This is a genomic window from Pseudomonas sp. MG-9, assembly GCF_018729515.1.
GTDB classification, from domain to species: Bacteria; Pseudomonadota; Gammaproteobacteria; order Pseudomonadales; family Pseudomonadaceae; genus Aquipseudomonas; species Aquipseudomonas serboccidentalis.
This window is the reverse complement of record NZ_JAHHZH010000008.1, coordinates 255,906-277,936: the sequence shown is the minus strand read 5'-3', so window position 1 is coordinate 277,936 and position 22,031 is coordinate 255,906. Positions and strand designations below refer to the sequence as shown.

General features: G+C 62.2%; 25 protein-coding genes. 15 read left to right on the top strand and 10 right to left on the bottom strand.

The genetic code is table 11. The annotated features are described in order from the left end of the window. The first annotated feature begins 9 nt into the window (after positions 1–9). Positions 10–894: a sugar nucleotide-binding protein gene (locus KKQ10_RS21695; protein ID WP_127651251.1), complete on the top strand. Its 885-nt coding sequence runs from the start codon at positions 10–12 to the stop codon at positions 892–894. Continuing rightward, positions 887–1,816, top strand: a complete 930-nt coding sequence (gene pgnE / locus KKQ10_RS21690; RefSeq protein WP_215502246.1) for a UDP-N-acetylglucosamine epimerase PgnE — start codon at positions 887–889, stop codon at positions 1,814–1,816. The genes KKQ10_RS21695 and pgnE overlap by 8 nt, the downstream gene beginning before the upstream one ends. Positions 1,817–2,006: 190 nt before the next feature. Here the strand turns inward: pgnE and KKQ10_RS21685 are convergent, their stop codons facing one another. The 5 genes from KKQ10_RS21685 to KKQ10_RS21665 form a co-directional block, all read right to left on the bottom strand. Further along, on the bottom strand, positions 2,007–2,705 hold the full coding sequence (locus KKQ10_RS21685; protein ID WP_127651249.1) for an OmpW/AlkL family protein: 699 nt from the start codon (positions 2,703–2,705) through the stop codon (positions 2,007–2,009). A gap of 197 nt (positions 2,706–2,902) precedes the next feature. Continuing rightward, entirely contained in the window at positions 2,903–3,421 is a 519-nt protein-coding gene (locus tag KKQ10_RS21680) for a DUF3299 domain-containing protein (protein ID WP_215502245.1), read from the bottom strand. A gap of 11 nt (positions 3,422–3,432) precedes the next feature. Further along, complete coding sequence (locus tag KKQ10_RS21675) at positions 3,433–4,698, bottom strand: ABC transporter permease (protein WP_215502244.1); 1,266 nt, start codon at positions 4,696–4,698, stop codon at positions 3,433–3,435. Position 4,699: 1 nt separating this feature from the next. Further along, positions 4,700–5,410, bottom strand: coding sequence for an ABC transporter ATP-binding protein (locus KKQ10_RS21670; RefSeq protein ID WP_127651247.1), 711 nt, complete (start codon positions 5,408–5,410; stop codon positions 4,700–4,702). Between the two features lie 136 nt (positions 5,411–5,546). Next, positions 5,547–6,149, bottom strand: coding sequence for a DUF2796 domain-containing protein (locus KKQ10_RS21665; RefSeq protein WP_215502243.1), 603 nt, complete (start codon positions 6,147–6,149; stop codon positions 5,547–5,549). Positions 6,150–6,284: 135 nt separating this feature from the next. Here KKQ10_RS21665 and KKQ10_RS21660 point away from each other — a divergent pair, with 135 nt between their 5' ends. After that, positions 6,285–6,644, top strand: coding sequence for a hypothetical protein (locus tag KKQ10_RS21660; RefSeq protein ID WP_215502242.1), 360 nt, complete (start codon positions 6,285–6,287; stop codon positions 6,642–6,644). A 110-nt stretch (positions 6,645–6,754) separates the two neighbouring features. Here KKQ10_RS21660 and trxA read toward each other — a convergent pair whose 3' ends face one another. The 3 genes from trxA to KKQ10_RS21645 form a co-directional block, all read right to left on the bottom strand. Then, positions 6,755–7,627: a thioredoxin gene (gene trxA, locus KKQ10_RS21655; protein WP_215502241.1), complete on the bottom strand. Its 873-nt coding sequence runs from the start codon at positions 7,625–7,627 to the stop codon at positions 6,755–6,757. Positions 7,628–7,729: 102 nt separating this feature from the next. Continuing rightward, a complete protein-coding gene (locus KKQ10_RS21650; protein ID WP_215502240.1) occupies positions 7,730–8,386 on the bottom strand; it encodes a class I SAM-dependent methyltransferase in 657 nt (218 codons plus the stop codon). Beyond that, positions 8,383–8,847: a YbaY family lipoprotein gene (locus KKQ10_RS21645; protein ID WP_127651242.1), complete on the bottom strand. Its 465-nt coding sequence runs from the start codon at positions 8,845–8,847 to the stop codon at positions 8,383–8,385. The genes KKQ10_RS21650 and KKQ10_RS21645 overlap by 4 nt, the downstream gene beginning before the upstream one ends. Before the next feature lie 127 nt (positions 8,848–8,974). Here KKQ10_RS21645 and nrdR point away from each other — a divergent pair, with 127 nt between their 5' ends. From nrdR to KKQ10_RS21585, 12 genes are all read left to right on the top strand, one after another. Beyond that, positions 8,975–9,439 carry a transcriptional regulator NrdR gene (nrdR, locus tag KKQ10_RS21640; protein ID WP_007910946.1) on the top strand — a complete coding sequence of 155 codons (465 nt, stop codon included), beginning with the start codon at positions 8,975–8,977 and terminating at the stop codon, positions 9,437–9,439. Next, positions 9,436–10,569 carry a bifunctional diaminohydroxyphosphoribosylaminopyrimidine deaminase/5-amino-6-(5-phosphoribosylamino)uracil reductase RibD gene (ribD, locus tag KKQ10_RS21635; RefSeq protein WP_215502239.1) on the top strand — a complete coding sequence of 378 codons (1,134 nt, stop codon included), beginning with the start codon at positions 9,436–9,438 and terminating at the stop codon, positions 10,567–10,569. The genes nrdR and ribD overlap by 4 nt, the downstream gene beginning before the upstream one ends. Before the next feature lie 47 nt (positions 10,570–10,616). Next, on the top strand, positions 10,617–11,282 hold the full coding sequence (locus tag KKQ10_RS21630; protein ID WP_127651240.1) for a riboflavin synthase: 666 nt from the start codon (positions 10,617–10,619) through the stop codon (positions 11,280–11,282). 31 nt (positions 11,283–11,313) lie between these two features. Continuing rightward, positions 11,314–12,405, top strand: coding sequence for a bifunctional 3,4-dihydroxy-2-butanone-4-phosphate synthase/GTP cyclohydrolase II (gene ribBA / locus KKQ10_RS21625; RefSeq protein ID WP_007966103.1), 1,092 nt, complete (start codon positions 11,314–11,316; stop codon positions 12,403–12,405). 234 nt (positions 12,406–12,639) lie between these two features. Continuing rightward, on the top strand, positions 12,640–13,116 hold the full coding sequence (gene ribH / locus KKQ10_RS21620; RefSeq protein ID WP_003228649.1) for a 6,7-dimethyl-8-ribityllumazine synthase: 477 nt from the start codon (positions 12,640–12,642) through the stop codon (positions 13,114–13,116). Continuing rightward, positions 13,113–13,613, top strand: a complete 501-nt coding sequence (gene nusB, locus KKQ10_RS21615; protein ID WP_102354581.1) for a transcription antitermination factor NusB — start codon at positions 13,113–13,115, stop codon at positions 13,611–13,613. The genes ribH and nusB overlap by 4 nt, the downstream gene beginning before the upstream one ends. A gap of 26 nt (positions 13,614–13,639) precedes the next feature. Further along, positions 13,640–14,605, top strand: a complete 966-nt coding sequence (gene thiL / locus KKQ10_RS21610; protein ID WP_215502238.1) for a thiamine-phosphate kinase — start codon at positions 13,640–13,642, stop codon at positions 14,603–14,605. Further along, complete coding sequence (locus tag KKQ10_RS21605) at positions 14,602–15,105, top strand: phosphatidylglycerophosphatase A family protein (protein WP_003228639.1); 504 nt, start codon at positions 14,602–14,604, stop codon at positions 15,103–15,105. Before thiL ends, KKQ10_RS21605 begins: the two co-directional genes overlap by 4 nt. Before the next feature lie 34 nt (positions 15,106–15,139). Next, entirely contained in the window at positions 15,140–15,892 is a 753-nt protein-coding gene (locus KKQ10_RS21600) for a substrate-binding periplasmic protein (RefSeq protein WP_215502237.1), read from the top strand. A 222-nt stretch (positions 15,893–16,114) separates the two neighbouring features. Further along, a complete protein-coding gene (gene ribA / locus KKQ10_RS21595; protein ID WP_127651236.1) occupies positions 16,115–16,732 on the top strand; it encodes a GTP cyclohydrolase II in 618 nt (205 codons plus the stop codon). Then, on the top strand, positions 16,729–17,148 hold the full coding sequence (locus KKQ10_RS21590) for an MFS transporter (protein ID WP_127651235.1): 420 nt from the start codon (positions 16,729–16,731) through the stop codon (positions 17,146–17,148). Before ribA ends, KKQ10_RS21590 begins: the two co-directional genes overlap by 4 nt. Continuing rightward, positions 17,148–17,948 (top strand): cobalamin-binding protein, encoded by an 801-nt coding sequence (locus tag KKQ10_RS21585; RefSeq protein WP_215502236.1) that lies wholly within the window; start codon positions 17,148–17,150, stop codon positions 17,946–17,948. The genes KKQ10_RS21590 and KKQ10_RS21585 overlap by 1 nt, the downstream gene beginning before the upstream one ends. Before the next feature lie 114 nt (positions 17,949–18,062). Here KKQ10_RS21585 and KKQ10_RS21580 read toward each other — a convergent pair whose 3' ends face one another. Both KKQ10_RS21580 and dxs read right to left on the bottom strand, forming a co-directional pair. After that, positions 18,063–19,949, bottom strand: a complete 1,887-nt coding sequence (locus KKQ10_RS21580) for a TonB-dependent receptor domain-containing protein (RefSeq protein WP_215502235.1) — start codon at positions 19,947–19,949, stop codon at positions 18,063–18,065. 142 nt (positions 19,950–20,091) lie between these two features. Then, positions 20,092–21,990 carry a 1-deoxy-D-xylulose-5-phosphate synthase gene (gene dxs, locus KKQ10_RS21575; RefSeq protein WP_215502234.1) on the bottom strand — a complete coding sequence of 633 codons (1,899 nt, stop codon included), beginning with the start codon at positions 21,988–21,990 and terminating at the stop codon, positions 20,092–20,094. Positions 21,991–22,031 lie beyond the last annotated feature (41 nt).

Sequence of the window (22,031 nt, the reverse complement as noted above, 5' to 3'; positions counted from 1 at the left end):
GCTGACTCTATGCGAATGCGCCTTATGTTACTGGGCGGCGGAAATGCCCTTGGGCAGGCGCTGATTCGCCTCGGTGCAGAGGAAGACATCGGTTTCCTCGCCCCCCGCCCGCCAGAAGACGGCTGGGACGCCGCGAGCCTGACGCAACTGCTCGACGACACCCGTCCGGATGCGTTGATCAACCTCGCCTACTATTTCGACTGGTTTCAGGCCGAAACCGTCAGCGAAAGCCGTCTGGCCGGCCAGGAACGCGCCATCGAGCGGCTGGCCGAGCTGTGCCAGCACCACAACATCATCCTCGTGCAGCCGTCCAGTTACCGAGTGTTCGACGGTTCGCGGGCAACCGCCTACAGCGAAAAAGACGAGCCGGTGCCGCTGGGCCTGCGCGGTCAGGCGCTGTGGCGCATCGAACAAAGTGTTCGGGCCACTTGCCCGCAGCACGTGCTGTTGCGTTTCGGCTGGCTGCTCGATGACAGCCCTGACGGCACTCTCGGGCGCTTCCTCGCCCGCGCCGAACAGCCGGACGAGTTGCTGATGGCCGATGATCGCCGGGGCAACCCGACCCCGGTGGATGATGCCGCGCGAGTGATCATTTCGGTGCTCAAGCAACTCGATTGCGCGGCGCCGCTGTGGGGCACGTACCATTACGCCGGCCACGAGGCGACCACGCCGTTGGCCCTCGGTCAGGCGATTCTGAGCGAAGCGCGCAACCTGCATCCGCTGGCGATCGAAGCACCCACCGCCCAGGCGCATGCCGCACGGCCAGACGCCGCCGAGGAGCCGCAGCACGCGGTGCTCGCCTGCAAGAAAATTCTGCACACTTTCGGGATCAAGCCCCGCGCCTGGCGCGCTGCGCTCCCGGCTTTACTGGATAGGTTTTATCGTCATGGCTGAAGGCCCTGTTTTAATCACCGGCGGCGCCGGTTTCATCGGCTCGCACCTGACGGATGCGTTGCTCGCCGCGGGTCACTCGGTGCGGATTCTCGATGATCTGTCGACCGGCAAACGCGCCAACCTGCCACTGGACAACCCGAAGGTCGAGCTGATCGTCGGTGACGTCGCCGACGCCGCGCTGGTCGCGCAGGCGATGCAAGGCTGCAGCGCGGTGGCGCATCTGGCGGCAGTGGCTTCGGTTCAGGCTTCGGTGGATGACCCGGTGAAGACTCACCAGAGCAATTTCATCGGCACCTTGAATGTCTGCGAAGCCATGCGCCAGGTCGGGGTCAAGCGCGTGCTCTACGCATCGAGCGCGGCTGTATACGGCAACAACGGCGAAGGCGAGTCCATTGACGAGGACACGCCAAAGGCCCCGCTGACCCCGTATGCCTCAGACAAGCTGGCCGGCGAACATTATTTCGATTTCTACCGTCGCCAGCATGGTCTGGAACCGGTGATCTTCCGTTTCTTCAACATCTTCGGCCCGCGCCAGGATCCATCCTCGCCGTACTCCGGGGTCATCAGCATCTTCAGCGAGCGGGCGCAGAAAGGCCTGCCGATCACCGTCTTCGGCGACGGCGAGCAGACGCGTGATTTCCTCTACGTCGAGGATCTGGTCGATGTGCTGGTGCAGGCGATCGAAAAGCCTGAAGTGGAGGTCGGCGCGATGAACGTCGGCTGGAATCAGGCGATGAACCTCAAGCAGATGCTGCAAGCGCTGCAGGAAGTGGTCGGCGAACTGCCCCCGATCAGCTACGGCCCGGCGCGCTCCGGTGACATCCGTCATTCGCGGGCGAACAACGCTCGTTTGCTCGAGCGCTTCAAGCTGCCAGAGCCGACGCCGATGCGCGTGGGGCTGGCGCGATTGCTGGGACGCTAAGTTCCTATTGCCACAAAAAAAGGCGTCCAGAGCGGACGCCTTTTTTTGTGGCCGGAAATCGCTCTGATGGCGACATACTTCCTGCAGACAAGAGACTTGTGGCGAGGGGGCAAGCCCTCTCACCACAGTTATTTACTCTCACTGCAATAGCCAGGTTCACCACCACGTGAACGTTCTTTGTCGATCTGCCTTAGAACTTGTAGCCCAGACCCACCATGTACACAAATGGATCGACATCAACATTCACTTTGGCACGGGTGCCCGGAGCCACGGCGTTGTTCTCGACGGTGGCGCGGGTGTCGATGTCGATGTAGCGCACTTGGGCGTTGAGCATGATGTTGTCGGTCAGCATGTAGTCGGCACCAACCTGCCAGGCCAGGCCCCAGGAGTTTTTCGCCTTGAAGTTGCTGAAGCCGTTGGACTGGGCTTCGCTGCCGACGTGTTCGTCGTAGATCCAGGTGTAGTTGATGCCGCCGCCGATGTACGGCTGGAATGGCGACTTCGCATCCAGCGGGTAGTACACGACGCTGAGGGTTGGCGGCAGGTGTTTCAGGGTGCCGAGTTTGCCGTTGGCGGCTGGCAGTGCGGTGCCTTTGAGTTTGACGTCATGCTCGAACGGGGAAGCTGCCAGCAACTCGATACCGATGTTGTTGGTCAGCATGTAAGCGAAGTTCAGACCCAGTTGGGTGTCGCTGCTCATGGTCGCCTTGCCGCCCAGGTTGGTGCCACTCAACGGACCCTGATCGACCTTGACGCTGGAGCTGTCGGCCTTCGGGTTGACGGTGATCGCACCGGCGCGAACGATGATGTCGCCGGCTTCGTGGGCGTGGGCGAGCGGGGCTGCGAGCGCGAATGCAAACAGCGAAGCGCTGAGCAAGGACTTGTTCATGGGAGCTCCAGAAGGACGTTAAAGATGTCTGATGTCCTATGGTACGAAGCCGACTGATACGGTCTGTTGACTCAGCTCAATGAAACAGTGATGGCCCCAAAAGATCGCAGCCTTCGGCAGCGCCTACAGTTGAAATGCGATCCCCCTGTAGGCGCTGCCGAAGGCTGCGATCTTTTGACTTTAAAAACTGCCGGGAATTATTCCGGCAGCTCATACACATAGATCTTGTCCGCCGCCATCTGATACCCGGCATCGGCCAGTTCGCTGGTGGACGCCTTGACCTGTAACGGTCCCTCGACCCAGTACGGCTGATACAGCTCGTCGAGCTTCACGCCCAGCTCGCTTTTCACATGCACGATCTGGTTCGACGGCGGTGGCGGTACGTGGATGCAGGCGCCGAAGTACGGCACCAGCAGGAAGTCCGTGGTGCGCCCCTCTTCGTTGACTTCCAGCGGCACGATGTACCCCGGCAGGCGAATGTTCTGGCCGTCGAGGCTCTGCACCACCGGCGCGTTGGGCATGTCCTGCTTGGCGGCCGGCGCGGACTCGGCCGAGAGCGTATCGCCCATCTTCGACAGGTCGTGCAACGGCGTCATGTTCGGCACTTCCGGCGCGGCGTCCGGCGGGATCATCTCCGACCAGGTCAGGTCTTTCGGCGCCGCTGCCCACACAGGCAGGGCAACCAGCAACAGCAGCGCAAGCACGGCGCGGGGCATGGTGAACATCCTCATAAACGGATCGACAGGCCATCGGCCAATGATTGGCGATACGCGCGCCAGGCCGGCACGCTGCCCATCAGCAGCGCGGCTGCCAGAATGCCACCGAGCAGCGTCCATTCATACTCGCTCGGCCATGCCAGCGGCAGATACAGCCCGTAATTGGCTTGCACATAACCCTGCGCGGCGGCGATGCCGATGTACAGCAACGCCAGCCCGGCGATCACCCCGGTCAACGCCAGGGCGAAGGCTTCCAGCACCAGCAGGCTTGCGATGTGCCACGGCCGCGCACCGACCGAGCGCAGAATTGCCATCTCCCGGCGACGCTCGTTGAGGCTGGTGAGAATCGCCGTGAGCATGCCGATCAACCCGGTCAGCACCACGAACAGAGAGACCACGAACAGCGCTTTTTCAGCGGTGCTCATCAGGCTCCACAACTCTTGCAAGGCCACGCCCGGGAGGATTGCCAGCATCGGTTCGCCACGGTATTCGTTGATTTCGCGTTGCAGGGCGAAGGTGGAAATCTTGCTGTTGAGGCCGAGCATGAACGCGGTGATCGCCTGTGGCGTCAGGTCCATGTTGCGCGCCTGATCGGCACTGATCCGCCCATTGCCCCGGGCCGGCACGCCGTTGTGCCAGTCGATGTGAATCGCTTCCATGCCGCCGAGGCTGATGTGCAGCGTGCGGTCTACCGGCGTACCGGTGCGCTTGAGAATGCCGACCACGGTGAACGGTTTGTCATCGTGTTTGACCAGACTGATCGCCGCCACGCCATGGGCCAGCACCAGTTTGTCGCCGAGCTTGTAGTGCAGCGCATCGGCCACTTCGGCGCCGAGCACCACTTCGAACGGGTCGGTGGCAAACGCCCGGCCATCGGCCAGTTCCAGATGCTGCTGGCGGCCGTACTGGTAATGCTCGAAATACGCCTCGGTGGTGCCCATCACCCGGTAGCCGCGATGCGAGTCGCCGAGGGACATCGGGATCGCCCACTTCACTTTCGGGTTGCTGGCGAAGTGTTCGAAGCTGTCCCAGCGGATGTTGTTGGTCGCGTTGCCGATGCGGAACACCGAGTACAGCAGCAGGTTCACCGAACCGGAGCGGGCGCCGACGATCAGGTCGGTGCCGCTGATGGTGCTGGCGAAACTGGCTTTGGCCTCGGTGCGTACGCGCTCGACGGCGAGCAGCAGGCACACCGACAGGGCAATGGCGAACGCGGTGAGCAGGGCGGTGAAACGGCGGTTGGCCAGGCTGGCCATGGCCAGACGAAACAGATACATCTCAGACCTCGGCAGACGTGGCGGCGCGATTGAGCTCGGCCAGGGACAGATGACGGTCGAACAGCGGCGCAAGGCTCTGGTCGTGGCTGACGAACAACAGGCTCGATCCGGCCTCGCGGCATTCGGCGAACAACAGGCGAATGAAGTTTTCCCGGGCGTCGTAATCCAGCGCCGAGGTCGGCTCGTCGGCGATCACCAGTTCCGGTTGGCCGATCAAGGCGCGGGCGGCAGCAACACGCTGTTGCTGGCCGATCGACAACGAATCTGCGCGACGGCTGAGGATGCTTTCATCCTTCAAACCCAAGTGCGCGAGGAGGGTGGCGGCGGCTTGATCAACGCTGCCGTGGCGCTGTTTCGCCCGTTCGGCACGCAGTTTGGAGAAGTGGCAGGGCAACTCGACGTTCTCGCGTACCGAGAGAAACGGCAGCAGGTTGAACTGCTGAAAGATGTAGCCGGTGTGATCGACACGAAAGCGGTCGCGGGCGCCGGCACCCAGTTCGGTCAGTTCCTGGCCGAGCAGGCGAATGCTGCCGCGTCCGGGTTTCTGCACGCCGCCGAGCAGGCCGAGCAGGGTGGTCTTGCCACTGCCGCTGGGGCCTTTGAGGAACAGGGTTTCGCCCGGCTCCAGGCGAAACGCCGGGATGTCCAGCAGCGGCGGGTGACCGGGCCAGTTAAAGCCCAGGTCGGACAGTTCGATGAGTGCTTGGGTCATGGCACCAGTTTCATGGTTGTACACAGAACCCCTGTAGGAGCTGCCGAAGGCTGCGATCTTTTGATCTTGCTTCTAAAAAGATCAGGATCAAAAGATCGCAGCCTTCGGCAGCTCCTACAGGAGATTTTTCAGACAATCAGAATTTCAGGGCAGCGGCCTTGGCCGTCACTTCGGTACCTTGCTGGCCACTGGCGCTGATCAGTTGTACCTGAATTTTCTGGGTCGCCGGGAAGGTCTTGAAAATGTTCGCGAGGTCGAGGGTCTTCAGCGCACCCGGGGTCGCGCAGCTGAATTGATAGTGCGCGTGGATTTCGCTGTGATCGTGGTGATGCGCTTCACCGCCCTTGGCATCTTCGTCGTGATCATCATCGTCATGCTCGTCAGCATCCGGCTTGTCGCCGAACAGCGGGCTTTCCAGTTCCTGGCTGGCCACTTTGCAACCGGCTGCGGCCGGCAGGTTGAACAGTGCCAGCGGGTTTTCCAGTTTCGTGCGAGCGGCCACGACCTTGGCCTTGTCGGCGTCGGTGGTGGCAGCGTGTTCGAAGCCGACCAGGTTCATCGCCGGGCTTTCCAGTTCCAGCTCCAGAGTCTGGCCGTCGAGTGCGGCGTTCAGGCGACCGACACCATGTTCATGGGCGCCGAGGCTGCCGTGCTCGTGGTCATGATCGTGTTCATCGGCGGCGTGGGCGATGGCCAGCGGCAACAGGGCAAACGGCAAAGCGAGCAGCAGACGACGCATGGCGGTCTCCGGAAAGTAAAGTGAAGAGTTTGTTATGTAATCTTATAACGAAAGTGCGCAGAGTTTGCCCGCCTGCTTGGCGTTGCACAAGTCCCGTGGGAGCATGCAGGTCAGAAAAGTGCAGGAGCAAAGCAGATGTTGCGGATACGCGGAACCGTTGGCGCGATGCCGGTGGATTTGACGGTGGAGCTGGATGACAGCGATTGGGCGAAGCTCGGCGCAGCGCTGGGGGCGCAGTCGCAGAGCGAGCAGTCGCCAGCGGCATCGCTGACGCCAACAGCGAAACCGCAGAATCAGGACGATGCAGTGTGGCAAGTCGCGCAGGACCTGTTGCGCAAGGCCGGAAAGCTCAGCGGGCCGGACCTGCTGGAGCAGCTTGAGGGTTTGACCGGCAGCGCGGCGGCGGGCAAACGGCTGCTGGTGCGCTTGCGCCACAGTTCGCAGGTGAAAGTGGTGAGCAGCGGGGATACGCCGCTCTACAGCTGGGTCGAGTGAGCCGCAAAAGATCGCAGCCTGCGGCAGCTCCTATATGAGTCGATGCGTCACCCGTTTTACGGATGAACACTGAACCTGTAGGAGCTGCCGCAGGCTGCGATCTTTTGATCTTAATAAAGCGCGGCGAACACCTTACGGCGGTAAGCGGTTACCAACGGGTGATCGTTGCCCAGCAGTTCGAACACTTGCAGCAGGGTCTTGTGCGGCAGACCTTCGCCGTAGCTGCGATTGCGGATGAACAGCTTGAGCAAGGCCTCCAGCGCCGCCTCGTATTGCTGACGCGCCAGTTGCTGGATCGCCAGTTGATACACCGCCTCGTCGTCCTGTGGATTCTGTGCAAGACGCGCCTTGAGGTCGGCAGCATCCGGCAAGTCACGGGCCAGACCGAGGAACTTGATCTGCGCCTTGGCCCCGGCCAATGCAGCCTTGTGCTCATCGCTCTTGACCGCGTCGAGTACGGTTTGCGCTTCGCCCAACTCGCCGCGCTCGGTCAGGCAGCGGGCGTAGAGAATCAGCGCCTTGGCGTTGCTGTTGTCTTCGGTGAGCATCACCACCAGAGCCGCTTCGGCATCGGCGAAACGCCCTTCATCGAACAGCGCCTGAGCCTGTTCGAACGGATCGGAGGCGGCTGGCGGCGGCATCTGCACATGCGGTTCGAGCAGGGCACGCACGGCGGATTCCGGCTGCGCACCGGCAAAACCGTCGACCGGTTGACCGTCCTTGAACAGCACTACGGTCGGCAGGCTGCGAATGCCGAAGCGGGCAACGATGTCCTGCTCGATGTCGCAGTTGACCTTGGCCAGCAGCAGTTCGCCCTGATAGCTCTCGGCAATGCCCTGCAGCATCGGCATCAGCGCCTTGCACGGTGCACACCACTCGGCCCAGAAATCCACCAGCACCGGTTTGTTGAAGGAAGCCTCGATCACCGACTGGTCGAAATCGGCAGTCGTGGCGTCGAAGATGTACGGCGTTTGCTGACTCATGGGGGATCTCTTTTAAGCGTCAATGAACGCACTATAAGGGGTGGCGCAAAAGATCGCATTCCCACTGTAGGAGCTGCCGAAGGCTGCGATCTTTTAAGCATTTCAATTACGCCGCGCGTGATACAGGCTCACATGCCGAAACTCTTCCGGCTCCGCCAGATCCGGCAAGGTCATCGCCTCGAGCATTTCGATCCGCTCGTACAATGGATGACGAAAATCCCGAACCCGCGAATCCGCCACCAGCGCTTCACGGCCACGGCTGAGGAACGCATCGAGCAGCGGCAGGTTCTCGCGGTCGTACAGCACGTCCGCCACCAGGATCAGATCGAAGCGATCGGCCTCGGCGAAGAAGTCCGTCGAATAACTCATTTGCACCTTGTTGAGCCGGGCATTGGCCTGGCACGCGGCAATCGCCAGTGGATCGAGATCACAGGCCACCACCTCCAGCGCACCAGCCTTCACCGCGGCAATCCCGGCAATGCCTGAACCCGCGCCGAAATCCAGCACCCGCTTGCCGCGCACCCATTCCGGGAATTCGGCCAGATAACGCGCCACCGCCAGACCGCTGGCCCAGCAGAAGCTCCAATACGGCGGCTCATGGAGGATGCGGCGGGTTTCGTCGGGGCTGAACTCACGGTGCATGTTGTCGCCGTCGATCAGCCACAGCTGCAAATCGGTGCCCGGCAATGCACAGGCCTTGAGCCGCGCATCACCGAGCAATTCACCTAACGCCTGTTGCAGGTCGAGCGGTGCCGTCATGGTGCTTTGACAAATTGCAGCTGGCCCAGCGCCTGTGTGGTCGGCTGGGTGATGGTTTGTGACGGCAGGTGCAGGATCAACTGGCCCGACTGCGTGGCACGTCCGCGCAACTCAACTCGCGCGCCGGCCGGAAATGCCTCGGGGTTGAAGCGCAGGCGAAACGGCAGGGTCTGGTTGTTACCGATCAGGCTGGAACTGGCGAGCAATTGCTGCGGACGCGACTTTTCGTCGATTACCAGCAGCGCCAGTTCGACTTCGGCACCGGTCGGTACACCTTGCAAAGTGCCGCTCAGTTCACGTTGATAGGCTGGCAGCGGGCCCAGGTCGGCGGCCTCCCGGGCTTTTTTCTGCGCCTGTTGCGGCGCAGGCCCTGGTGTCGGCGGTTGCGGCTTGGGCTTGTCGCTGCCGCAGGCCACCAGCAGGGCGAAAAGACTGAGCAAAACGAGCGGTCGTAGCGGCATTGGCAGCTCCAGAAAATGAAATCCATGGATCAAACGATCATGGCAGTCTGTATACCGCAAACCCTATGGCTTGTCTTGCCACCGGGATGCGCTACCATGGCCCTCCCTTTTTTTGTTGCCAGCCACCATGCACTGTCCCTTCTGCGGTGCCAACGACACCAAGGTCATTGACTCGCGTCTGGTCGCCGAGGGCGAACAGGTGCGCCGCCGGCGTGAATGCCTGGCCTGCGGCGAACGTTTCACGACGTTCGAGACGGCCGAACTGGTGTTGCCGCGCCTGATCAAAACCGACGGCAGCCGCCAACCGTTCGACGAAGAAAAACTCCGCGCCGGCATGCAACGCGCCCTGGAGAAACGTCCGGTGAGCGTCGAGCGCCTCGAATCCTCTCTGGTCCACATCAAGCACAAGCTGCGCGCCACCGGCGAGCGCGAGGTCAAATCTCTCGTGGTCGGCGAACTGGTGATGGCCGAACTGCAAAAGCTCGATGAGGTCGCCTATATCCGCTTCGCTTCGGTGTACAAGCGCTTTCAGGACCTCAACGAGTTCCGCGAAGAGATCGACCGCCTCGCCCGCGAACCGGTGAAAGAATGACTAGCGCCGCCGAGCAGGCCATCCTCGACGCGCATTTCATGGCGCGCGCGCTGGAGCTGGCGCGCAAGGGCCACTACACCACGCACCCCAATCCTCGGGTGGGCTGCGTGATCGTGCGCGACGGGCAGATTGTCGGCGAAGGCTTCCACGAGCGTGCCGGCGAACCCCACGCCGAAGTCCACGCCCTGCGCGCCGCCGGTGAACTGGCCCGGGGCGCGACGGCTTACGTCACCCTTGAGCCGTGCAGCCACCATGGCCGCACGCCGCCGTGCGCCGATGCGCTGGTGAATGCCGGGGTGGGCCGGGTGGTCGCCGCGATGCGCGATCCGAACCCGCAGGTGGCCGGGCGTGGTTTGCAGCGGCTGACCGATGCCGGCATCGCCACGCAAAGCGGCGTGCTGGAAGCCGAGGCACGCAAGCTCAATCAAGGTTTTCTGAAACGCATGGAGCACGGCTTGCCGTTCGTGCGGGTCAAGCTGGCGATGAGTCTCGACGGTCGCACAGCGATGGAAAGCGGCGAGAGCCAATGGATCACCGGCCCGGCCGCCCGTTCGGCCGTGCAGCGTCTGCGCGCGCAGGCCAGTGTGGTGCTGACCGGCGCCGACACCGTGCTGGCCGACGGTGCTCGCCTGACCGTGCGTGCCGACGAGTTGGGCCTGGATGCCGAGCAAACTGCCCTGGCCATGAGCCGTCCGCCGCTGCGGGTGCTGATCGACGGGCGCCTGCGGGTGCCGCTGGATGCGCCGTTCTTCAAGGCCGGGCCGGCGCTGGTCGCCACCTGCATGGCGGTTGAAGAGCAATATGCCAACGGCCCGGAATGCCTGATCGTGCCGGGTGATGACGGTCAGGTCGATCTGCATCAGTTGCTCATCGAACTGGCCAACCGTGGCGTCAACGAAGTGCTGGTCGAGGCTGGCCCGCGTCTGGCCGGTGCGTTTGCGCAGCTCGGTCTGGTCGACGAGTTCGTGATCTTCATCGCCGGCAAGTTCCTCGGCTCCACGGCGCGTCCGCTGCTGGACTGGCCGCTGACCTATATGAAGGACGCTGCGCAGCTGAAAATCACTGAAATCCGCGCGGTTGGCGATGACTGGCGAGTCACTGCGACGCCGGTCCTTTCGGCGAGCGTATAATTCCCGGCCATCGCCTTAGCGCTGGCTTCGTTCTCAAGGAGAACCCCATGTTTACCGGCATCATCGAATCCATCGGCAGTATCCGTGCACTGACCCCCAAGGGCGGTGATGTGCGGGTACACGTCGAAACCGGCAAGCTCGACCTGAGCGACGTCAAACTCGGCGACAGCATCGCGGTCAACGGCGTGTGCCTGACGGCGGTTGAACTGCCGGGCAACGGCTTCGCCGCCGACGTCAGCCGCGAAACCCTCGACTGCACCGCCATGAATGACCTGAAAAGCGGCAGCCCGGTCAATCTGGAAAAGGCCCTGACCCCGACCACTCGTCTCGGTGGGCATCTGGTCAGCGGTCACGTCGACGGTGTCGGCGAAGTGGTCTCGCGCAGCGACAATGCTCGCGCCGTGGAATTTCGTATCCGCGCGCCAAAGGAGCTGGCCAAGTACATCGCCCATAAAGGCTCGATCACTGTCGACGGCACCAGCCTCACCGTGAACGCGGTCGATGGCGCCGAATTCCTGCTGACGATCATTCCGCACACCCTGAGCGAAACCATCATGGCGTCCTACAAGCCGGGCCGCCGGGTGAACCTGGAAGTCGACTTGCTGGCGCGTTATCTGGAGCGCCTGCTTATGGGTGACAAGGCCGCAGAGCCTGCATCGGGTGGCACGATCACTGAAAGCTTTCTGGCCCAAAACGGCTACCTCAAATCCTGAAGCTCTAAATTCGAAAGAAGGGGGGTGCCTTGTGGCGCTCAATAGCATCGAAGAACTGGTTGAAGACATCCGCCAAGGCAAGATGGTCATCCTCATGGATGACGAAGACCGCGAGAACGAAGGCGACCTGATCATGGCCGCCGAATGCTGCAAGGCCGAGCACATCAACTTCATGGCCAAGCACGCCCGCGGCCTGATCTGCATGCCGATGAGCCGCGAGCGCTGTGAACTGTTGAAGCTGCCATTGATGGCGCCGCGCAACGGTTCCGGTTTCGGCACCAAGTTCACCGTGTCGATCGAAGCTGCCGAAGGTGTCACCACCGGGATCTCCGCCGCCGACCGTGCGCGCACCGTGCAAGCGGCTGCCGCCAAAGACGCCAAGGCTGAAGACATTGTCAGCCCGGGCCACATCTTCCCGCTGATGGCCCAGGCCGGTGGCACCCTGGCCCGCGCCGGTCACACCGAAGCCGCCTGCGACCTGGCGCGCATGGCCGGTTTTGAGCCAAGCGGTGTGATCTGCGAAGTGATGAACGACGACGGCACCATGTCCCGTCGCGCCGAGCTGGAAGCGTTCGCGGCCGAACACAACATCAAGATCGGCACCATCGCCGACCTGATTCACTACCGGATGATCCACGAACGTACCGTTCAGCGGATTGCCGAGCAGCCGCTGGATAGCGAACTGGGCCAATTCAACCTGGTGACCTATCGTGATTCGGTGGAAGGCGACGTGCACATGGCCCTCACGCTGGGCACGGTTTGCGCCGAAGAACCGACCCTGGTTCGTGTGCACAACATGGACCCGCTGCGTGACCTGCTGATGGTCAAGCAACCGGGCCGCTGGAGCCTGCGCGCCGCGATGGCCGCGGTCGCCGAGGCCGGCAGTGGTGTGGTGTTGTTGCTCGGTCACCCGCTGGACGGCGACGTGCTGCTGGCGCACATCCGCGAAACCGCTGATCAGGCGGCGGTGAAAAAACCGACCACCTACAGCATCGTCGGTGCCGGTTCGCAGATCCTGCGCGACCTCGGTGTGCGCAAAATGCGCCTGATGTCGGCACCGATGAAATTTAATGCGATATCCGGTTTCGATCTGGAAGTTGTAGAATACGTGCCCTCCGAATAATGACCCGGTGAATTCGGCATTGTTGACGTAGATCGATTGTGGCGAGGGAGCTTGCTCCCGCTTGGGTGCGCAGCGCCCACCAAAGGGGCCGCTACGCTGCCCAGCGGGGCGCAAACTCCCTCGCCACAGGTTCGTCATTGAGCAGCAATGCGGGGTTTCCGGCCATGAAATCGTGGCTAATATCACTGAGGGATGCGTACGAGACGCGTCCCGGCTCTTTAAGAGATCTGACGAATGACCCTGAAGACCATCGAAGGTACCTTCATCGCCCCTAAAGGCCGCTACGCTCTGGTAGTGGGCCGTTTCAACAGCTTCGTGGTTGAAAGCCTGGTCAGCGGTGCAGTTGATGCCCTGGTTCGCCACGGCGTGAGCGAAAGCGACATCACCATCATCCGCGCACCTGGCGCCTTCGAAATCCCGCTGGTTGCGCAGAAAGTCGCCCAGAAAGGTGAGTTCGCAGCCATCATCGCCCTCGGCGCGGTCATTCGTGGCGGCACCCCGCACTTCGAATACGTGGCAGGCGAGTGCACCAAGGGCCTGGCCCAGGTGTCCATGGAATTCGGCGTACCGGTCGCTTTCGGCGTCCTGACCGTTGATTCCATCGAGCAAGCCATCGAACGTTCCGGCACCAAGGCCGGTAACAAAGGTGCTGAAGCTGCCCTGTCCGCTCTGGAAATGGTCAGCCTGCTGGCGCAGTTGGAGGCCAAGTGATTAGCGACGAAAGCGATCGTTTCAACCCGCGCGATCCAAAACCTGCGGCCGCCGGCAAGCCATCGAAAAGCGTCAAGCGCCGCGAAGCCCGTCAGCTCGCGACTCAGGCCCTGTACCAATGGCACATGGCCAAGCAGTCGCTGAACGAGATCGAAGCGCAGTTCCGGGTCGATAACGATTTCACCGATGTCGATGGCGCCTACTTCCGCGAGATCCTGCACGGGGTTCCTCAGTTCAAAAGCGAAATCGACACCGCGCTCAAGCCTTGTCTGGACATCGAAATCGAAGAGCTGGATCCGGTTGAACTGGCGGTTCTGCGCCTGTCCACCTGGGAACTGCTCAAGCGCGTCGACGTGCCGTACCGCGTTGTGATCAACGAAGGTATCGAACTGGCGAAAGTTTTCGGTTCGACCGACGGCCACAAGTTCGTCAACGGCGTACTCGACAAGCTGGCTCCGCGCCTGCGTGAAGCTGAAGTGAAGGCGTTCAAGCGCTGATTGGCGCTTGAGCACTTTTCTCAGCCATGGGCGAATTTGAGCTGATCCGCAATTTCTTCGCCGCCGCGCCTTGTGCGCAGGGCGGCGAGGGCGTTGCACTGGGGATCGGCGACGACTGCGCCTTGCTGGCGGTTCCCCCCGGGGAACAGCTGGCGATTTCCACCGATACGCTGGTGGCCGGCGTGCATTTCGCCGATCCCTGCGATCCGTTTCTGCTCGGTCAGCGCTCGCTGGCCGTTGCGGTCAGCGACCTGGCCGCCATGGGCGCCACGCCCCTAGCCTTTACCCTTGCCCTGACGGTGCCGACGGTGACAGCCGATTGGCTGCAAGCCTATGCCCGCGGTTTGAACCGCATGGCGCAAAGCTGCGGCGTGGCGCTGGTCGGCGGCGACACCACGCGTGGGCCGTTGAGCCTGACGGTCACGGTGTTCGGTCGCGTCCCGGCCGGCCAGGCGTTGACGCGCAGCGGTGCGCAACCGGGGGATCTGCTGTGTGTCGGCGGTGAGCTGGGCAACGCCGCCGGGGCCTTGCCGCTGGTGCTCGGCCAGCGCGAAGCCGAACCGGACATCGCCCAGCCATTGCTCGATCATTACTGGTCGCCGCAGCCGCAATTGGCGCTCGGTCAGGCGTTGCGTGGCAAAGCCACTTCGGCGCTGGATATCTCCGACGGCCTGCTCGCCGACTGCGGGCATATCGCTCTGGCGTCACAGGTGCGGCTTGAGGTTGAACGCGAGCGCGTACCGTTGTCGAACGCTTTGGTGGCGTTTCTCGGTCAGCGTGGCGCGGAACGGGCGGCGTTGAGCGGCGGCGATGACTACGTGCTGGCCTTCACGTTACCGTCCGTCGAGTTGCCGGCGTTGCTCGCCGATGGCTGGCCGATCCATGTGATCGGGCGGGTAGCGCAGGGCCAGGGTGTGGTGCTGCTGGATCGCGAAGGACATGACATCACCCCGCAAATCCGGGGTTATCAACATTTTCAGGAGACACCGTGACAGATCACCCGAAACAGGTTCCGGCCGAATTCGTTCCGCCGTCGGTCTGGCGCAATCCCTGGCATTTCCTCGCGTTCGGCTTCGGTTCCGGCACCCTGCCGAAAGCGCCGGGCACGTGGGGTTCGTTAGTTGCGCTACCCTTTATCCCGTTGTGGCAGATGCTGCCCGACTGGGGTTACTGGCTGATGCTCGGGATCACCATGCTGTTCGGCTTCTGGCTGTGCGGCAAGGTCGCCGACGATCTGCGGGTCCACGACCACGAAGGCATCGTCTGGGACGAGATGGTCGGGATGTGGATCACCCTGTGGCTGGTGCCGGAAGGCTGGTACTGGTTGCTGGCCGGTTTCCTGATGTTCCGTTTCTTCGACATTCTCAAGCCATGGCCGATCCGCTGGATCGACCGGCATGTCCACGGTGGCGTCGGCATCATGCTCGACGACGTGCTGGCCGGCGTGTTCGCCTGGTTGGCGATGCAGGGGCTGGTGTGGATTTTCGCCTGATCCGGATGGTCAGGGTTAAGTGAGGAGACTAGGGATGGCTCGACGCTGGCTGGCGCTGGTGTTTATGACCGTGCTGGGCGCTGTCGCCAGTGCGCAGGAAGCTGCGCACCCGCCGTCGGTCATCCACCTGGCCAGCGAAGAATGGGCAGACTACACCGCTGCCGACGGTCATGGCCTGGGCTGGGACGTGCTGCGCAAGGTGTTCGAGCCCGCCGGGGTGAAACTCGACATTCGCAGCGAGCCATATACCCGCTCGGTCGGGCTGGCAGAGCGCGGCGAAGTCGACGCCTGCGTCGGCTCCTATCGTGACGAGGACAGTAGCCTGCTGTATCCGCGCTGGAATTTCGACACCGATCACATCTACGCCCTGGGCCTGGCGAGCAGTCCGCTACCGACCCTGGAAACGCTTGGCAGCTATCGACTGGCCTGGGTTCGCGGTTACGACTATCAGAACTATCTGCCCAATGTGCGCAACTACAATGAAGTCATCCGGCGTACCGGGATCCTGTCGATGCTCACCCACAACCGCGCCGACTATTACATCGACGCGCTGACCGAAATCGATTACGTGGCAGACAGGGCCAAGGATCCTGCGCAGTTTCGCAAGACTCATATCGCCGAGCTGCCGCTGTACCTGTGCTTCGCCGATACCCCGCAAGCACGCACGCTGATGGCGTTGTTCGACAAGCGCATGGAGCAGTTGGTGAAGAGCGGCGAGCTGAAGCCTGTTTTCGAGAAGTGGAAGCAGCCGTATCCGTTCGCTACGGGAGCGGCGAATCCCCTGTAGGAGCTGCGGCACGCTGCGATCTTTTGATCTTGATTCTGAAAAAGCAGATCAAAGATCGCAGCCTCGTTTCACTCGACAGCTCGTACAGGAATCTATGTCGACCGGGTTGTTATCTAACTTTTTGATCGTTATGCCCGACAATTCAGCCTAAGCGTCTGCAGGCACCTGCTGTTACAATGCCGGCCTGCGAATCTTCAGACTTTTTAGATCAGGAGCACACCGGTGCCTGTCGTTTTTGTCGCCGCTTCCAAGCTGCCAACGCCTTTTGCGCAATTCACCATGCACGGTTTTCTCGATGAAGCCACCGGCCGCGAGCACGTTGTGCTGAGCCTGGGTGAAATTGACGACGGTGCCCCGGTTCTCGGCCGGTTGCACTCCGAGTGCCTGACCGGTGATGCCCTGTTCAGCCAGCGCTGCGACTGCGGCTCGCAACTCGAAGCGGCGCTCAAGGCCATCGCCCGCGAAGGCCGTGGCGTGCTGCTGTACCTGCGCCAGGAAGGGCGCGGCATCGGTCTGCTGAACAAGATCCGCGCCTACGAGTTGCAGGACGGCGGCGCCGACACCGTGGAAGCCAACGAGCGTCTGGGCTTTGCCGCCGACCAGCGCGATTACGCCATGTGCCTGCCGATGCTGGAGCATCTGGGCGTGAAGTCCCTGCGCCTGATGACCAACAACCCGCGCAAGGTCAAAGCCCTGACCGACATGGGCATCGTTGTCGCCGAGCGTGTGCCGCTGCACACCGGCCACAACCCGCACAACAAACTGTACCTGGCGACCAAGGCCAGCAAGCTCGACCACATGATGGGCAACGAGCATCAGGGCGAGGCAGACCGGGCGTGACCCGCGGTCAGGTGCGACGCCGTCTGGCCGTTGCCTGGTGGAAATACCTGGCGCTGGCACTGGTGCCACTGTTCGTCCTCAATGGTCTGTTCGGCCAGGGCGAAGGCATTCTGCCGGTGCTGGCAATGCCGATGTTCATTGCCGGCGTGGCTTCGATGTTCGTCAGCCTGAAGTTTTTCGGCCGTTACAAACATGCGCTGATCGCCACGCAAAAAGCCCTCGATACCCCTGACGAACCGGCGGCCTGGATTGCCTTGGCGGCCCAGCGTCGTAACGCATTCCTCGCGGCCGCATTGCCAGCCTGGATCGGTGCATTGGCAGTGTTCGTCGGCCTCGAAGCGGTGCCCTTGATGCTGCTGGCGTTGTCCACGGCCGTGCTGTTCTACCTCTATCGCATCCCGCGTCAACTCGGCTGATGCGTCGTCTGTGGCTGGCGGTTCTGCTGCTGGCCTGCGCCGGCCCGGTGCTGGCGAGCCTGCGGGTGGTGAGTCTCGCGCCGTCCCTGTCTGAAATCGTCGTTGAGCTGGACTCGGCTGATCTACTGGTTGGCGTGCTGGATGCTGGCGAGCGTCCTGCAGCGCTCAAGGAAGTGCCATCCGTAGGGCGTTACGGTCAGTTGGACATGGAGCGCCTGCTCAGCCTCAAGCCGGATTTATTGCTGCTGTGGCCGGGTAGTGTTGGCCCGGCGCAACGCGATCAACTCAAACGCCTGAATATTCCGACTTACGTTGCCGAACCGCACAATCTCGAACAACTGTCTGCGCAGATTGAAACCATTGCCACGCGACTGGGGCGACCTGCGCGAGGGGTGAAACTGGCGGCGCAGTTGCGCAGCAAACTCGACGACCTGCGCCAGCGCTATCGCCGGGATGTGCCGCTGAAAGTGTTCTACCAGGTCTGGGACAAGCCGCTGTACACCGTCGGCGGCGGGCAGATCATCAGCGATGCGCTTGAAGTGTGCGGCGCGCGCAACGTATTCGCCGACCTGAGCTTGCCGGCGCCGCAGGTCAGTATCGAGGCGGTGTTGCAACGTAATCCCGAGGTGATTCTGGCGGGAGATCAGGCCCAGCTCGATGCTTGGAAAGCTTGGCCGCAGGTCGATGCGGTGAGGACAGGGCAGTTGCTGTTGGTCACGGATAAAGGCCTGGAGCGCCCAAGCGGACAGATGATCGAGGCGACCGCCAAGTTATGCCAACTCATTCAGCCACACCTCTGACCTCTGTAGGAGCTGCCGAAGGCTGCGATCTTTTGATCTTGATCTTCGGCGACTCCAAGTCAGCCACAAGCAAGATCAAAAGATCGCAGCCTTTGGCAGCTCCTACAGTTGAAATCAGTGGATGTCCGGGGTCCAGGTGACGCCAAATACCCATGCCCGACCTTCCTCTCGATAGCCATACTGGCTGCCGTCATAGCTGTACAGCGCGCGGCTGTATCCCTTGTCCAGCAGATTATCCAGCTTCAGATCCAGTTTGATCTCGCGGTTCAGCGCCCAACTGCTGCGCAAACCGAACAGCGCATAACCACCCAGCGGCTGCTCGTTTTTCAGGTCGTCATAACTGCTACTGACCGCCTGCCAGCTGGCGCCGAGGCTGACTTGGTCAAACTGGCGATCGAGATCCCAACTCAACGTGCGCCGCGCACGACGTGCCAAAGTGCGCCCGGTATCGCGATCACGCGGATCGATGATCGAAACCCCAAGGTTGCTCTGCCAGCCGAACAGTTCCTGTTTCAGCGCGGCTTCGAAACCGTTGATCCGCGCCGAGGCAACGTTCTCCGGACGTGAGTTGCTGCCGAAGATGATCGCGTCTTCCAGATCCGTACGGTAAATCGACGCTTCCAGGCGGCTGGTGTCGCTCAACTGGCTGCGCCATTGCAGTTCGTAACTTTTCGAGGTTTCCGGCTTCAGGTCCGGGTTGCTGAAGTCCGGGTAATACAGGTCGTTGAAGGTCGGCGCGCGAAAGCCTTCGCTGTAGCTCAGCAGCAGATCGTTGTCCGGGTTCAGCGGCAGGGTAAAGGTGCCGCTCCAGGTGTTCTGGCCGCCGAACTGCTGGTTGTCGTCGTGGCGCAGGCCCAGTTCCGTGGAGAAACTGTCGGCCTGATAACGATGCTGGATGAACGCAGCGCGGTTCCAGCGGCTGTCCTCGTTGAACGCGGTGCTGCTATTGACCCGGTCTTCGTACCAGTCGCCGCCGAGGATCAGGCTGTTGCGCGCATCCAGGGTCACGTCGTTCTGCCAGTTCACCGAATCGCGGTAAGTGTTGAACACCGTGCGCTCGTCGCTGAGCTTGTCGAGAGTTTTCTCGCGGTTCTCGCTGTGGCCAAACTCGACGCGAGTTTTCCAGACGTCGTTGACCCGGGCATCGACGTAGCTGCTGACACTGCTGACGTTGAAGTCGCTGTAAGGCTGCTGTTGCACCGACTCGAAGGTCGTCATGTCGAAGCGGCCGAACGGGTTGTCGAACTCGCTTTTGCCACGGTTATCCAGCAGATTGGCGCCGACTTCGATGTCATCGGTCAGCGCATGGCTGAGGCTCAGGCTGATGGATTGGTTGCGGTAGACATCGTGATCGCTGTCGCTGGGGTAGGACTCGTGAGTGCGGTCGAGGCCGGCGGTGTCATCGAGGCTGGCGCCGAGGTTGAAGCGGGTTTTGTCATCTCCCCCTGACAGCCCGAGGCTGCGCTCCCAGGTCTGATGGCTGCCGAAACCGACGTGCAGGCGCGGCTGCAGGCCTTGCTCAGTGCCGCGCCGGCTGAAGATCTGGATCACCCCGCCAATCGCATCGCTGCCGTAAATCACCGAGCGTGAACCGCGTAGCACTTCCACTCGCTCGATCTGGTCGATGTTCAGGTGCTGCAGGTTGCTGTCGCCGGAGGTCGAGCTGCCGATACGCTGGCCGTCGACCAGCACCAGACTCTGCGCCGACTGTGTGCCGCGAATGTAGATCCCCGGCAGACTGCCGCGCCCACCCGCCTGCGCCACTTGCACGCCGGGCACCCGTTGCAGCAGGTCGGTGACGCTGCTCGGTTGCAGGCGGTCGATGTCTTCTCGGGTGAACACGGTATTGGCGGCGCTGCTGTCGTTGCGCGCTTCGACCTGACGGTTGGCGCTGATCAGCGTGTCCGGCAGCTTCAGGGCTTCGTCGCGTTCGAAGGTATCGGCGAGGGCGCTGACGGCTGGCAGCAGCAGGAAGGGCAGGGCGAGGCGGGAGAGGTTCATGGCAATCCATGGTTTATGCAAAAACCTGTAGGAGCTACCGAAGGCTGCGATCTTTTGATTTTGCTTTTGAGAAAGGTCTGGAGCTGCCGACGATCAGGATCAAAAGATCGCAGCCTTCGGCAGCTCCTACAGGGGGGCAGTGTCAGCGGTTGAGCAACGCCAGGCGCTCGCGAATCGCCGCCTCGATTCCGGCCTCGTCCAGCCCGCACTCGGCCAACATTTGCGCGGGTTTCGCATGTTCGACGTAAACGTCCGGCAAGCCCAGGTGCAGCATCGACTTGAGGATATTCTCGCGTGCGAGAAATTCGCTGACCGCACCACCGGCGCCGCCCATGATCGCGTTCTCTTCGATGGTCACCAGCAGCTCGTGGCTGCCGGCGATCTCGCGCACCAGCTGTTCATCCAGCGGTTTGACGAAACGCATGTCGACCACGGTCGCGTCGAGCTTCTCGGCGACTTTCAGGGCTTCGGTCAATTGCACGCCGAACACCAGCAAGGCCACTTTGCTGCCCTGACGACGGACGACGCCTTTGCCGATTTCGATCGGTTCGAGGTCTTTGTCGATGGTCGCGTTCGGGCCGGTGCCGCGTGGGTAACGCACCGCCGCCGGGCCGTTGTACAGGTGGCCGGTGGTGAGCATCTTGCGCAGTTCGTTTTCATCGCTTGGGGTCATGATGACCATGCCCGGGATGCAGCGCAGGTACGACAGATCGAAGCTGCCGGCGTGGGTCGGGCCGTCTTCGCCCACCAGACCGGCACGGTCGATGGCGAACAGCACGTCGAGGTTCTGCACGGCGACGTCGTGCACCAACTGGTCGTAACCGCGCTGCAGGAACGTCGAGTAAATCGCCACAACTGGCTTGGCACCTTCGCAGGCCATGCCGGCGGCGAACGTCACGGCGTGCTGCTCGGCAATCGCCACGTCGAAATAGCGCAGCGGGAAGCGTTCGCTGAACGCGACCAGGTCCGAGCCTTCCTTCATTGCCGGGGTAATGCCCACCAGACGTGGGTCAGCCGCAGCCATGTCGCACAGCCATTCGCCGAACACCGCCGAATACTTCGGCCCGCCCGCCTTCTTCGGCGCAGCGGCCGGGGCGTCGACCGGTTCAAGCTTGGTGATCGCGTGGTAACCGATCGGGTCGACTTCCGCCGGAGCGAAGCCTTTGCCTTTCTTGGTAACGATGTGCAGGAATTGCGGGCCTTTCAGATCGCGCATGTTGCGCAGGGTGGCGATCAGGGTCGGCAGGTCGTGGCCGTCGATCGGGCCGATGTAGTTCCAGCCCAGCTCTTCGAACAAGGTGCCGGGAACCAGCATGCCCTTGGCGTATTCTTCGGTGCGACGGGCGATTTCCCAGGCGCCGGGCAGGCGCGACAGGACTTTCTTGCTGCCCTCACGCATGCTTGCGTAGGTGCGGCTGGAAAGGATCTTCGCCAGATAATTCGACAGGCCACCGACGTTGCGCGAGATCGACATGTCGTTGTCGTTGAGGATCACCAGCATGTTGGCGTTCACTTCCGGCGCGTGGTTCAGCGCCTCGAAGGCCATGCCGGCGGTCAGCGCGCCGTCACCGATCACGGCAATCGCCTTGCGATCGCTGTTTTGCAGGCGGGCGGCAATCGCCATGCCCAGCGCTGCGCTGATCGAGGTGCTGGAGTGGCCGACGCCAAAGGTGTCGTACTCGCTCTCGGAGCGACGCGGGAAGGCGGCGATGCCGTCCTTCTGGCGCAGGGTTTCCATGCGCTGGCGACGACCGGTGAGGATCTTGTGCGGGTACGCCTGATGACCCACGTCCCACACCAGCCGGTCATCCGGGGTGTCGAAGACGTAATGCAACGCGATGGTCAGCTCGATGACGCCCAGGCCGGCACCGAAATGCCCACCGGTCTGACCGACCGTGTAGAGCAATTCCAGGCGCAACTCATCGGCCAGGGTTTCCAGCTCGGCTTCGCCTAACCGGCGCAGGCCGTCCGGCGTGTTCGCGCGGTCGAGCAGGGGCGTGGTCGGGCGCTTGCGGGGAATCTCATGAAACGTCGTGGGCATCAGGCGAATCGTTATAGGTATAAAAGATGCGGCAGTTTACC